This window comes from Cedecea sp. VD22, assembly GCF_037150195.1.
GTDB lineage: Bacteria > Pseudomonadota > Gammaproteobacteria > Enterobacterales > Enterobacteriaceae > Cedecea.
Window position 1 is genome coordinate 1 of the sequence record NZ_JBBCPX010000025.1, and the last position, 9758, is coordinate 9758.

At 50.3% G+C, this 9758-nt stretch carries 20 protein-coding genes and 1 pseudogene; 20 read left to right on the forward strand and 1 reads right to left on the reverse strand.

Going from position 1 to position 9758, the window contains the following annotated elements; translation table 11 throughout:
• The 3 genes and pseudogenes from tuf to bfr all read left to right on the forward strand — a co-directional run.
• Positions 1-221: pseudogene (tuf, locus tag WFK85_RS22625) on the forward strand (elongation factor Tu); the annotation flags it as partial.
• Between the two features lie 214 nt (positions 222-435).
• Positions 436-630, forward strand: coding sequence for a bacterioferritin-associated ferredoxin (gene bfd / locus WFK85_RS22630; protein WP_008457135.1), 195 nt, complete (start codon positions 436-438; stop codon positions 628-630).
• A 71-nt stretch (positions 631-701) separates the two neighbouring features.
• Positions 702-1175 (forward strand): bacterioferritin, encoded by a 474-nt coding sequence (gene bfr, locus WFK85_RS22635; protein ID WP_008457137.1) that lies wholly within the window; start codon positions 702-704, stop codon positions 1173-1175.
• Between the two features lie 48 nt (positions 1176-1223).
• On the opposite strand, the gene WFK85_RS22640 is transcribed toward bfr, so the two are convergent.
• Complete coding sequence (locus tag WFK85_RS22640; RefSeq protein WP_336709782.1) at positions 1224-1703, reverse strand: prepilin peptidase; 480 nt, start codon at positions 1701-1703, stop codon at positions 1224-1226.
• Between the two features lie 388 nt (positions 1704-2091).
• Between WFK85_RS22640 and rpsJ the strand changes: the two genes are divergently transcribed.
• The 17 genes from rpsJ (at position 2092) to rplF (ending at position 9754) form a co-directional block, all read left to right on the forward strand.
• On the forward strand, positions 2092-2403 hold the full coding sequence (gene rpsJ / locus WFK85_RS22645) for a 30S ribosomal protein S10 (protein ID WP_001181005.1): 312 nt from the start codon (positions 2092-2094) through the stop codon (positions 2401-2403).
• A 31-nt stretch (positions 2404-2434) separates the two neighbouring features.
• The gene (gene rplC / locus WFK85_RS22650; RefSeq protein WP_006178923.1) at positions 2435-3064 is read left to right on the forward strand and encodes a 50S ribosomal protein L3; all 630 of its coding nucleotides are present in this window, start codon (positions 2435-2437) and stop codon (positions 3062-3064) included.
• Positions 3065-3074: 10 nt separating this feature from the next.
• Positions 3075-3680 (forward strand): 50S ribosomal protein L4, encoded by a 606-nt coding sequence (gene rplD / locus WFK85_RS22655; protein WP_008457145.1) that lies wholly within the window; start codon positions 3075-3077, stop codon positions 3678-3680.
• A complete protein-coding gene (rplW, locus tag WFK85_RS22660) occupies positions 3677-3979 on the forward strand; it encodes a 50S ribosomal protein L23 (RefSeq protein ID WP_008457148.1) in 303 nt (100 codons plus the stop codon). The genes rplD and rplW overlap by 4 nt, the downstream gene beginning before the upstream one ends.
• 17 nt (positions 3980-3996) lie before the next feature.
• Positions 3997-4818 (forward strand): 50S ribosomal protein L2, encoded by an 822-nt coding sequence (rplB, locus tag WFK85_RS22665; protein WP_008457150.1) that lies wholly within the window; start codon positions 3997-3999, stop codon positions 4816-4818.
• Positions 4819-4834: 16 nt separating this feature from the next.
• A complete protein-coding gene (rpsS, locus tag WFK85_RS22670; RefSeq protein WP_001138115.1) occupies positions 4835-5113 on the forward strand; it encodes a 30S ribosomal protein S19 in 279 nt (92 codons plus the stop codon).
• Between the two features lie 14 nt (positions 5114-5127).
• Entirely contained in the window at positions 5128-5460 is a 333-nt protein-coding gene (gene rplV / locus WFK85_RS22675; RefSeq protein WP_002919773.1) for a 50S ribosomal protein L22, read from the forward strand.
• A 17-nt stretch (positions 5461-5477) separates the two neighbouring features.
• Positions 5478-6176 (forward strand): 30S ribosomal protein S3, encoded by a 699-nt coding sequence (gene rpsC / locus WFK85_RS22680; RefSeq protein WP_006817277.1) that lies wholly within the window; start codon positions 5478-5480, stop codon positions 6174-6176.
• Between the two features lie 12 nt (positions 6177-6188).
• On the forward strand, positions 6189-6599 hold the full coding sequence (gene rplP, locus WFK85_RS22685; RefSeq protein WP_002438716.1) for a 50S ribosomal protein L16: 411 nt from the start codon (positions 6189-6191) through the stop codon (positions 6597-6599).
• Positions 6599-6790, forward strand: a complete 192-nt coding sequence (rpmC, locus tag WFK85_RS22690; protein ID WP_008457158.1) for a 50S ribosomal protein L29 — start codon at positions 6599-6601, stop codon at positions 6788-6790. The genes rplP and rpmC overlap by 1 nt, the downstream gene beginning before the upstream one ends.
• Complete coding sequence (rpsQ, locus tag WFK85_RS22695; protein WP_008457160.1) at positions 6790-7044, forward strand: 30S ribosomal protein S17; 255 nt, start codon at positions 6790-6792, stop codon at positions 7042-7044. The genes rpmC and rpsQ overlap by 1 nt, the downstream gene beginning before the upstream one ends.
• Positions 7045-7210: 166 nt before the next feature.
• Positions 7211-7582 carry a 50S ribosomal protein L14 gene (rplN, locus tag WFK85_RS22700; protein ID WP_008457164.1) on the forward strand — a complete coding sequence of 124 codons (372 nt, stop codon included), beginning with the start codon at positions 7211-7213 and terminating at the stop codon, positions 7580-7582.
• A gap of 10 nt (positions 7583-7592) precedes the next feature.
• A complete protein-coding gene (gene rplX / locus WFK85_RS22705; RefSeq protein WP_007724317.1) occupies positions 7593-7907 on the forward strand; it encodes a 50S ribosomal protein L24 in 315 nt (104 codons plus the stop codon).
• A 14-nt stretch (positions 7908-7921) separates the two neighbouring features.
• Positions 7922-8461 (forward strand): 50S ribosomal protein L5, encoded by a 540-nt coding sequence (rplE, locus tag WFK85_RS22710; protein ID WP_008457169.1) that lies wholly within the window; start codon positions 7922-7924, stop codon positions 8459-8461.
• Positions 8462-8475: 14 nt separating this feature from the next.
• Complete coding sequence (gene rpsN / locus WFK85_RS22715; protein WP_008457171.1) at positions 8476-8781, forward strand: 30S ribosomal protein S14; 306 nt, start codon at positions 8476-8478, stop codon at positions 8779-8781.
• 33 nt (positions 8782-8814) lie between these two features.
• Positions 8815-9207, forward strand: coding sequence for a 30S ribosomal protein S8 (rpsH, locus tag WFK85_RS22720; protein ID WP_008457173.1), 393 nt, complete (start codon positions 8815-8817; stop codon positions 9205-9207).
• Between the two features lie 13 nt (positions 9208-9220).
• A complete protein-coding gene (gene rplF, locus WFK85_RS22725; protein WP_008457175.1) occupies positions 9221-9754 on the forward strand; it encodes a 50S ribosomal protein L6 in 534 nt (177 codons plus the stop codon).
• Positions 9755-9758: the final 4 nt, after the last annotated feature.

Genomic DNA, 9758 nt, shown 5'->3' on the forward strand with positions numbered 1-9758 from the left:
CGTTCTTCAAAGGCTACCGTCCACAGTTCTACTTCCGTACAACTGACGTGACCGGTACCATCGAACTGCCAGAAGGCGTAGAGATGGTAATGCCAGGCGACAACATCAAAATGGTTGTTACCCTGATTCACCCAATCGCGATGGACGACGGTCTGCGTTTCGCAATCCGTGAAGGCGGCCGTACCGTTGGCGCTGGTGTTGTTGCAAAAGTTCTGAGCTAATCCTCTGATACTTTAATGCAATAGTGAAAAGGGCATCTTAGGATGCCCTTTTTTATGTTTGAACTTTGCTGTTTGCCAGTGAAAGCGATCGCTTACTGCAGTTGGCATCAGTTTTTGCATTTGATTACCATTCTCTGTCTTCTGCCCCGCCGTACTCCTTGTAAAGCCAATCATTCTCATTTACAATTTGCGCAGTTTTTGAGCGGGAGTGATCATGTACGTTTGCTTGTGTAACGGTGTAAGCGATAAGACAATTCGTCAGGCGGTGCGACAACATCACCCGCAGTCTTTTCAGCAACTTAGAAAGTTTATCCCGGTGGGAAATCAGTGCGGGAAGTGCGTTCGACAGGCGCGTGAAATCATGCAAGACGAACTGATGCAGATCCCGGAATTTAAAGAGATCGCTTAAAACACGCTCATTTTTTTGACTTACACCCTGTGACATCTACGCTTCAATAAGTGGAAGCGGAGGATGTCAAAATGAAAGGTGATGTTAAGATAATAAATTATCTCAATAAATTATTGGGAAACGAGCTTGTCGCAATTAACCAGTATTTTCTGCATGCCCGCATGTTCAAAAACTGGGGATTAAAACGTCTGAACGACGTTGAGTACCACGAGTCCATCGATGAAATGAAGCACGCCGATAAGTACATCGAACGTATTCTCTTCCTCGAAGGCATTCCAAATCTGCAGGACCTCGGCAAGCTGGGTATTGGGGAGGATGTCGAAGAAATGCTTCGCTCTGACCTGAGGCTGGAACTGGATGGTGCAAAGGATTTGCGTGAAGCCATCGCCTATGCCGATAAAGTGCATGATTATGTTAGCCGTGACCTGATGATCGAAATTCTGGCCGATGAAGAAGGCCATATCGACTGGCTCGAAACGGAACTGGACCTCATTCAGAAGCTGGGCATTCAGAACTACCTGCAGGCCCAGATACGCGAAGAGTAACCCCGTATGATCAAGGCAGAGGGATTTCCCTCTGTCTTCTTTGAAACCTTATCCAAATACCTGCCAGCAAAAATTCCCCCATCCTGAGAGCGCAAGCCAGGGGCCAAAAGGCATTTCAGCGCTGTCACGGTACCCGATCAGATAAAGTATTCCGGCATAAGCGATCCCCAGGGAAGATGCCAAAGCGACGATGACAGGCAGATGCTGCCAGTAGCTCCAGGCTCCAATTGCCGCCAGCAGTTTGAAATCACCATAACCTAATCCTTCTTTGCCGGTAGCATAACGGAATACTTGAAAGATAACCCACAGGAAGAGGTAGCCGGCTATCGCGCCGAATACGGCATGATGAACATGGTGGGGGTTAACCAGACTATGAAACAACAATCCCAGCCACAGTAAGGGTAGGGTAAGTCTGTCTGGTAGAAGCATGGTTTTGAAATCACTTAAGCTTAGCGCCAGAGCCAGGCAAAAATAGAGCAACGCAGCGACGGGGAGTAGCCAGGCGATCTGTAAGTCGGTCAGTATCATCTTTTTATCCCGCTGAGGATTAAGCCCTCGGATGCTACGCGGGTGTGCTGGCTAAACCTATCAACCTTCTAATTTGGCGTGTGATAATGCGCAATGCCTCGAAGATATAGGGAAGGTAAGGCATGAAACTCACTAAATGCAGGATGCCGGTGAAATTTCAACCCATATGACTTGCAAGCTGCCTTGAAACCCGTATAATGCGCGGGCTGTCTTAATAGACCGCTGGTTCAATATGAACCCTGATAGCAGTCAGTCGAAGCAATTCAGTTGCTATCAAACAATGTCCCCAATTGGGGGACTATGTATGAACGATTACACTCCTCCATCAATCGTAATGGATGTGAGTAGTAATTTTTTTCGTCTATAAAATAATTGGAGCTCTGGTCTCATGCAGAACCAAAGAATCCGTATCCGCCTTAAAGCGTTTGATCATCGTCTGATCGATCAATCAACTGCGGAAATCGTCGAGACTGCTAAGCGCACTGGTGCGCAAGTCCGTGGTCCGATCCCGCTGCCGACCCGCAAAGAGCGCTTTACCGTTCTGATCTCCCCGCACGTCAACAAAGACGCGCGTGATCAGTACGAGATCCGCACTCACAAGCGTCTGGTTGACATCGTTGAGCCAACTGAGAAAACCGTTGATGCTCTGATGCGTCTGGATCTGGCTGCCGGTGTAGACGTGCAGATCAGCCTGGGTTAATCAGGTCATTGACGATTGAGAGGTTGAAACAATGATTGGTTTAGTCGGTAAAAAAGTGGGTATGACCCGTATCTTCACTGAAGACGGCGTTTCTATCCCAGTAACCGTAATCGAAGTAGAAGCAAACCGTGTTACTCAGGTTAAAGACCTGGCTAACGACGGCTACCGTGCTGTTCAGGTGACCACTGGTGCTAAAAAAGCTAACCGTGTAACCAAGCCGGAAGCTGGTCACTTCGCTAAAGCTGGCGTTGAAGCTGGCCGTGGTCTGTGGGAATTCCGTCTTGCTGAAGGCGAAGAGTTCACCGTAGGTCAGGACATTAGCGTTGAACTGTTTGCTGACGTTAAAAAAGTTGACGTAACCGGTACCTCTAAAGGTAAAGGTTTCGCAGGTACCGTTAAGCGCTGGAACTTCCGTACCCAGGACGCTACCCACGGTAACTCCTTGTCTCACCGCGTTCCGGGTTCTATCGGTCAGAACCAGACTCCGGGCAAAGTGTTCAAAGGCAAGAAAATGGCAGGCCAGCTGGGTAACGAACGTGTCACTGTTCAGAGCCTGGACGTAGTACGTGTTGACGCTGAGCGCAACCTGCTGCTGGTGAAAGGTGCGGTCCCGGGTGCAACCGGTAGCGACCTGATCGTTAAACCAGCTGTGAAGGCGTAAGGGGATAGCAATGGAATTAGTATTGAAAGACGCGCAAAGCGCGCTGACTGTTTCCGAAACTACCTTCGGTCGTGACTTCAACGAAGCGCTGGTACACCAGGTTGTTGTTGCTTATGCAGCAGGCGCCCGTCAGGGTACTCGTGCTCAGAAGACCCGTGCTGAAGTAACTGGTTCCGGCAAAAAGCCGTGGCGCCAGAAAGGTACCGGCCGTGCGCGTTCTGGTTCTATCAAGAGCCCGATCTGGCGTTCCGGTGGCGTAACCTTCGCTGCTCGCCCGCAGGACCACAGTCAAAAAGTTAACAAAAAGATGTACCGCGGCGCGCTGAAAAGCATCCTGTCCGAACTGGTACGTCAGGATCGTCTGATCGTTGTTGAGCAGTTCTCTGTTGAAGCACCGAAAACCAAGCTGCTTGCTCAGAAACTGAAAGATATGGCTCTGGAAGATGTGCTGATCGTGACCGGTGAACTGGATGAGAATCTGTTCCTGGCTGCTCGTAACCTGCATAAGGTTGACGTGCGCGATGTAGCTGCAATCGACCCAGTTAGCCTGATCGCCTTCGACAAAGTCGTTATGACTGCGGAAGCAGTTAAGCAAGTTGAGGAGATGCTGGCATGATCCGTGAAGAACGTCTGCTGAAAGTACTGCGCGCGCCGCACGTATCTGAAAAAGCGTCTACCGCGATGGAAAAAACCAACACCATCGTACTCAAAGTTGCGACTGACGCGACCAAAGCAGAGATCGTTGCTGCTGTACAGAAGCTGTTCGAAGTTGAAGTAAAAGACGTTAACACCCTGGTAGTTAAAGGGAAAACTAAACGTCACGGACAGCGTGTTGGTCGTCGTAGCGACTGGAAAAAAGCTTACGTCACCCTGAAGGAAGGCCAGAATCTGGACTTCGTCGGCGGCGCTGAGTAAGTCGGAGGAGAAAGACAATGGCAGTTGTTAAATGTAAACCGACATCTCCGGGTCGTCGCCACGTAGTTAAAGTGGTTAACCCTGAGCTGCACAAGGGCAAGCCTTTTGCTCCGTTGCTGGAAAAAAACAGCAAATCCGGTGGCCGTAACAACAATGGTCGTATCACTACCCGTCATATCGGTGGTGGTCACAAGCAGGCATACCGTATTGTTGACTTTAAACGCAACAAAGATGGTATCCCGGCAGTTGTTGAACGTCTTGAGTACGATCCGAACCGTTCCGCGAACATCGCGCTGGTTCTGTACAAAGATGGCGAACGCCGTTACATCCTGGCCCCTAAAGGCCTGAAAGCTGGCGACCAGATTCAGTCTGGCGTTGATGCTGCAATCAAAGCGGGTAACACCCTGCCGATGCGCAATATCCCGGTTGGTTCTACCGTTCATAACGTAGAAATGAAACCAGGTAAAGGCGGTCAGCTGGCTCGTTCCGCTGGTACCTACGTGCAGATCGTTGCTCGTGATGGTGCTTACGTTACCCTGCGCCTGCGCTCCGGTGAAATGCGTAAAGTCGAAGCTGACTGCCGCGCTACCCTGGGCGAAGTTGGCAACGCTGAGCATATGCTGCGCGTTCTGGGTAAAGCAGGTGCTGCTCGCTGGCGTGGCGTTCGTCCTACCGTTCGCGGTACCGCGATGAACCCAGTCGATCACCCACATGGTGGTGGTGAAGGTCGTAACTTTGGTAAGCACCCGGTATCCCCGTGGGGCGTTCAGACCAAAGGTAAGAAGACCCGCAGCAACAAGCGTACTGATAAATTTATCGTACGTCGCCGTAGCAAATAATTTTAGAGGATAAGCCATGCCACGTTCTCTCAAGAAAGGTCCTTTTATTGACCTGCACTTGCTGAAGAAGGTAGAGAAAGCGGTGGAAAGCGGTGACAAGAAGCCCCTGCGCACTTGGTCCCGTCGTTCAACGATCTTTCCTAACATGATCGGTTTGACCATCGCTGTCCATAATGGTCGTCAGCACGTTCCAGTCTTTGTTTCCGACGAAATGGTCGGTCACAAACTGGGTGAATTCGCACCGACTCGTACTTATCGCGGCCACGCTGCTGATAAAAAAGCGAAGAAGAAATAAGGTAGGAGGAAGAGATGGAAACTTTAGCTCAACATCGCCATGCTCGTTCTTCTGCTCAGAAGGTTCGCCTTGTTGCTGACCTGATTCGCGGTAAGAAAGTGTCGCAGGCTCTGGATATTCTGACCTACACCAATAAGAAAGCGGCTGTATTGGTTAAGAAAGTACTGGAATCTGCCATTGCTAACGCTGAACACAACGATGGCGCTGACATTGACGATCTGAAAGTCGCGAAAATCTTCGTAGACGAAGGCCCTAGCATGAAGCGCATTATGCCTCGTGCAAAAGGTCGTGCAGATCGCATCCTGAAGCGCACCAGCCACATTACTGTGGTTGTGTCCGATCGCTGAGACTCTGGAGACTAGCAATGGGTCAGAAAGTACATCCTAATGGTATTCGCCTGGGTATTGTAAAACCATGGAACTCAACCTGGTTTGCGAACACCAAAGAATTCGCTGACAACCTGGACAGCGATTTTAAAGTACGTCAGTACCTGACTAAGGAACTGGCTAAGGCGTCTGTATCTCGTATCGTTATCGAGCGTCCTGCTAAGAGCATCCGTGTGACCATTCACACCGCTCGCCCAGGTATCGTTATCGGTAAGAAAGGTGAAGACGTAGAAAAACTGCGCAAGGTCGTAGCGGATATCGCTGGCGTTCCTGCACAGATCAATATCGCCGAAGTTCGTAAACCTGAACTGGACGCAAAATTGGTTGCTGACAGCATCACTTCTCAGCTGGAGCGTCGTGTGATGTTCCGTCGTGCGATGAAGCGTGCTGTACAGAACGCAATGCGTCTGGGCGCTAAAGGTATCAAAGTTGAAGTTAGCGGCCGTCTGGGCGGCGCCGAGATCGCACGTACCGAATGGTACCGTGAAGGTCGCGTGCCGTTGCACACTCTGCGTGCTGACATCGACTACAACACCTCTGAAGCGCACACCACTTATGGTGTAATCGGCGTTAAGGTATGGATCTTCAAAGGTGAGATCCTGGGTGGTATGGCTGCTGTTGAACAACCGGAACCGGCTGCTCAACCTAAAAAGCAGCAGCGTAAAGGCCGTAAGTAAGGAGAGTCGCTGATGTTACAACCAAAGCGTACAAAATTCCGTAAAGTGCACAAAGGCCGCAACCGTGGTCTGGCGCAGGGTACGGATGTTAGCTTCGGCACTTTCGGTCTGAAAGCTGTTGGCCGTGGTCGTCTGACTGCCCGTCAGATCGAAGCAGCACGTCGTGCAATGACCCGTGCAGTTAAGCGTCAGGGTAAGATCTGGATCCGTGTATTCCCGGACAAACCGATCACCGAAAAGCCGCTTGAAGTGCGTATGGGTAAAGGTAAAGGTAACGTGGAGTATTGGGTTGCCTTGATCCAGCCAGGTAAAGTCCTGTATGAAATGGACGGCGTACCTGAAGAGCTGGCCCGTGAAGCCTTCAAGCTGGCAGCAGCAAAACTGCCTATCAAAACCACCTTTGTAACTAAGACGGTGATGTAATGAAAGCAAAAGAGCTGCGTGAAAAGAGCGTCGAAGAGCTGAACACCGAGCTGCTGAACCTGCTGCGTGAGCAGTTCAATCTGCGCATGCAGGCTGCAAGTGGCCAGCTGCAACAGACTCACCTGCTGAAGCAGGTTCGTCGTGATGTTGCACGTGTTAAGACTTTACTGACTCAGAAGGCGGGTGCGTAATGACCGATAAAATCCGTACTCTGCAAGGTCGCGTTGTCAGCGACAAAATGGAGAAATCCATTGTTGTTGCCATCGAACGTGTTGTGAAGCACCCGATCTACGGGAAATTCATCAAGCGTACGACCAAACTGCACGTACATGACGAGAACAACGAATGCGGTATCGGTGACGTGGTTGAAATCCGCGAATGCCGTCCGCTGTCCAAGACTAAGTCCTGGACGCTGGTTCGCGTTGTAGAGAAAGCGGTTCTGTAATACAGTACCCTTTCTCAAACAAATAAACGGCTCAGCGATGAGCCGTTTATTTTTTCTACCCATATCCTGGAACCGGTGTTATAATGCCGCGCCCTCGTTTATGGGGCTTTTTAACGACCTGATTTCCAGGTCCCGAAGTAGTAGTTGACATTAGCGGAGCACTGAAATGATCCAAGAACAGACTATGCTGACCGTGGCCGACAACTCCGGCGCACGTCGCGTAATGTGTATCAAGGTTCTGGGTGGCTCGCACCGTCGCTACGCAGGCGTCGGCGACATCATCAAAATTACCATCAAGGAAGCAATTCCTCGCGGTAAGGTGAAGAAAGGCGATGTGCTGAAAGCGGTAGTGGTGCGCACCAAGAAGGGTGTTCGTCGCCCGGACGGTTCTGTCATTCGCTTCGATGGCAATGCATGCGTTATTTTAAATAATAACAGTGAGCAGCCAATCGGCACGCGTATTTTTGGGCCGGTAACTCGTGAACTGCGTAATGAGAAGTTCATGAAAATTATCTCTCTGGCACCAGAAGTACTCTAAGGAGCGAATCATGGCAGCGAAAATCCGTCGTGATGACGAAGTTATCGTGTTAACCGGTAAAGATAAAGGTAAGCGCGGTAAAGTAAAAAATGTCCTGTCTTCCGGCAAGGTCATTGTTGAAGGTATCAACCTGGTTAAGAAACATCAGAAGCCGGTTCCGGCCCTGAACCAACCAGGCGGCATCGTTGAAAAAGAAGCTGCAATTCAGGTTTCTAACGTTGCTCTCTTCAACGCGGCAACCGGCAAGGCTGACCGTGTAGGCTTTAGATTCGAAGACGGCAAAAAAGTCCGTTTCTTCAAGTCTAACAGCGAAACTATCAAGTAATTTGGAGTAGTACGATGGCGAAACTGCATGATTACTACAAAGACGAAGTAGTTAAGAAACTCATGACTGAGTTTAACTACAATTCTGTCATGCAAGTCCCTCGGGTCGAGAAGATCACCCTGAACATGGGTGTTGGTGAAGCGATCGCTGACAAGAAACTGCTGGATAACGCAGCAGCTGATCTGACAGCAATCTCCGGTCAAAAGCCGTTGATCACCAAAGCACGCAAATCTGTTGCAGGCTTCAAAATCCGTCAGGGCTATCCGATCGGCTGTAAAGTAACTCTGCGTGGCGAACGCATGTGGGAGTTCCTTGAGCGTCTGATCACTATTGCTGTACCTCGTATCCGTGACTTCCGTGGCCTGTCCGCTAAGTCTTTCGACGGTCGTGGTAACTACAGCATGGGTGTCCGTGAGCAGATCATCTTCCCAGAAATCGATTACGACAAAGTCGATCGCGTCCGTGGTTTGGATATTACCATTACCACTACTGCGAAATCTGATGATGAAGGCCGTGCTCTGCTGGCTGCCTTTGACTTCCCGTTCCGCAAGTAAGGTAGGGTTACTTCATGGCTAAGCAATCAATGAAAGCACGCGAAGTAAAGCGCGTTGCTTTGGCTGAAAAATTCTTCGCTAAACGCGCAGAACTGAAAGCTATCATTTCTGATGTGAACGCGACCGACGAAGACCGTTGGAACGCTGTTCTCAAGCTGCAAACTCTGCCGCGTGATTCCAGCCCGTCCCGTCAGCGTAAACGCTGCCGCCAGACTGGTCGTCCACATGGTTATGTGGGCAAGTTCGGGTTGAGCCGTATCAAGTTACGTGAAGCCGCCATGCGCGGTGAAGTACCTGGCTTGAAAAAGGCTAGCTGGTAATTGTCACCAATTGAATCACGGGAGTAGAGACAGATGAGCATGCAAGATCCGATCGCGGATATGCTGACCCGTATCCGTAACGGTCAGGCCGCGAACAAAGTTGCGGTCACCATGCCTTCCTCCAAGCTGAAAGTGGCAATCGCCAACGTGCTGAAGGAAGAAGGTTATATTGAAGAATTTAAAATTGAAGGCGACATCAAGCCTGAACTGGAACTGACTCTTAAGTATTTCCAGGGCAAGGCTGTGGTAGAGAGCATTCAGCGAGTCAGCCGCCCAGGCCTGCGCATCTATAAGAAAAAAGATGAGCTGCCTAAAGTTATGGCCGGCATGGGTATTGCTGTCGTTTCTACCTCTAAAGGTGTTATGACTGATCGTGCAGCGCGCCAGGCTGGTCTTGGTGGCGAAATTATCTGCTACGTAGCGTAATTGGAGGAATAAAATGTCTCGTGTTGCTAAAGCACCGGTCGTTGTTCCTGCAGGCGTAGAGGTAAAACTCAACGGTCAGGTTATTTCGATCAAAGGTAAAAACGGCGAGCTGACTCGTACTATCAACGATGCTGTTGAAGTTAAACACGCTGAAAATGCTCTGACTTTCGCTCCGCGCGAAGGCTTTGCAAACGCGTGGGCCCAAGCGGGTACCACTCGTGCGCTGTTGAACGCAATGGTTGTCGGTGTTACCGAAGGCTTCACTAAGAAGCTGCAGCTGGTTGGTGTAGGTTATCGTGCAGCCGTTAAAGGCGACGTGGTGAATTTAGCCCTGGGCTTCTCTCACCCTGTTGAGCATAAGCTGCCTGCGGGTATCACTGCTGAATGTCCGACTCAAACTGAAATCGTGCTGAAAGGCGCTGATAAGCAGATGATCGGTCAGGTTGCAGCTGATCTGCGCGCCTACCGTCGTCCTGAGCCTTACAAAGGCAAGGGTGTCCGTTACGCCGACGAAGTCGTGCGTACCAAAGAGGCTAAGAAGAAGTAAGGTA

What these genes read in the sequence shown, in the direction of transcription:
- bfd (WP_008457135.1), top strand. Translation starts at nt 436, where the DNA reads ATGTACGTTTGCTTGTGTAACGGTGTAAGCGATAAGACAATTCGTCAG.
- bfr (WP_008457137.1), top strand. Translation starts at nt 702, where the DNA reads ATGAAAGGTGATGTTAAGATAATAAATTATCTCAATAAATTATTGGGA.
- WFK85_RS22640 (WP_336709782.1), bottom strand. Translation starts at nt 1,703, where the DNA reads ATGATACTGACCGACTTACAGATCGCCTGGCTACTCCCCGTCGCTGCG.
- rpsJ (WP_001181005.1), top strand. Translation starts at nt 2,092, where the DNA reads ATGCAGAACCAAAGAATCCGTATCCGCCTTAAAGCGTTTGATCATCGT.
- rplC (WP_006178923.1), top strand. Translation starts at nt 2,435, where the DNA reads ATGATTGGTTTAGTCGGTAAAAAAGTGGGTATGACCCGTATCTTCACT.
- rplD (WP_008457145.1), top strand. Translation starts at nt 3,075, where the DNA reads ATGGAATTAGTATTGAAAGACGCGCAAAGCGCGCTGACTGTTTCCGAA.
- rplW (WP_008457148.1), top strand. Translation starts at nt 3,677, where the DNA reads ATGATCCGTGAAGAACGTCTGCTGAAAGTACTGCGCGCGCCGCACGTA.
- rplB (WP_008457150.1), top strand. Translation starts at nt 3,997, where the DNA reads ATGGCAGTTGTTAAATGTAAACCGACATCTCCGGGTCGTCGCCACGTA.
- rpsS (WP_001138115.1), top strand. Translation starts at nt 4,835, where the DNA reads ATGCCACGTTCTCTCAAGAAAGGTCCTTTTATTGACCTGCACTTGCTG.
- rplV (WP_002919773.1), top strand. Translation starts at nt 5,128, where the DNA reads ATGGAAACTTTAGCTCAACATCGCCATGCTCGTTCTTCTGCTCAGAAG.
- rpsC (WP_006817277.1), top strand. Translation starts at nt 5,478, where the DNA reads ATGGGTCAGAAAGTACATCCTAATGGTATTCGCCTGGGTATTGTAAAA.
- rplP (WP_002438716.1), top strand. Translation starts at nt 6,189, where the DNA reads ATGTTACAACCAAAGCGTACAAAATTCCGTAAAGTGCACAAAGGCCGC.
- rpmC (WP_008457158.1), top strand. Translation starts at nt 6,599, where the DNA reads ATGAAAGCAAAAGAGCTGCGTGAAAAGAGCGTCGAAGAGCTGAACACC.
- rpsQ (WP_008457160.1), top strand. Translation starts at nt 6,790, where the DNA reads ATGACCGATAAAATCCGTACTCTGCAAGGTCGCGTTGTCAGCGACAAA.
- rplN (WP_008457164.1), top strand. Translation starts at nt 7,211, where the DNA reads ATGATCCAAGAACAGACTATGCTGACCGTGGCCGACAACTCCGGCGCA.
- rplX (WP_007724317.1), top strand. Translation starts at nt 7,593, where the DNA reads ATGGCAGCGAAAATCCGTCGTGATGACGAAGTTATCGTGTTAACCGGT.
- rplE (WP_008457169.1), top strand. Translation starts at nt 7,922, where the DNA reads ATGGCGAAACTGCATGATTACTACAAAGACGAAGTAGTTAAGAAACTC.
- rpsN (WP_008457171.1), top strand. Translation starts at nt 8,476, where the DNA reads ATGGCTAAGCAATCAATGAAAGCACGCGAAGTAAAGCGCGTTGCTTTG.
- rpsH (WP_008457173.1), top strand. Translation starts at nt 8,815, where the DNA reads ATGAGCATGCAAGATCCGATCGCGGATATGCTGACCCGTATCCGTAAC.
- rplF (WP_008457175.1), top strand. Translation starts at nt 9,221, where the DNA reads ATGTCTCGTGTTGCTAAAGCACCGGTCGTTGTTCCTGCAGGCGTAGAG.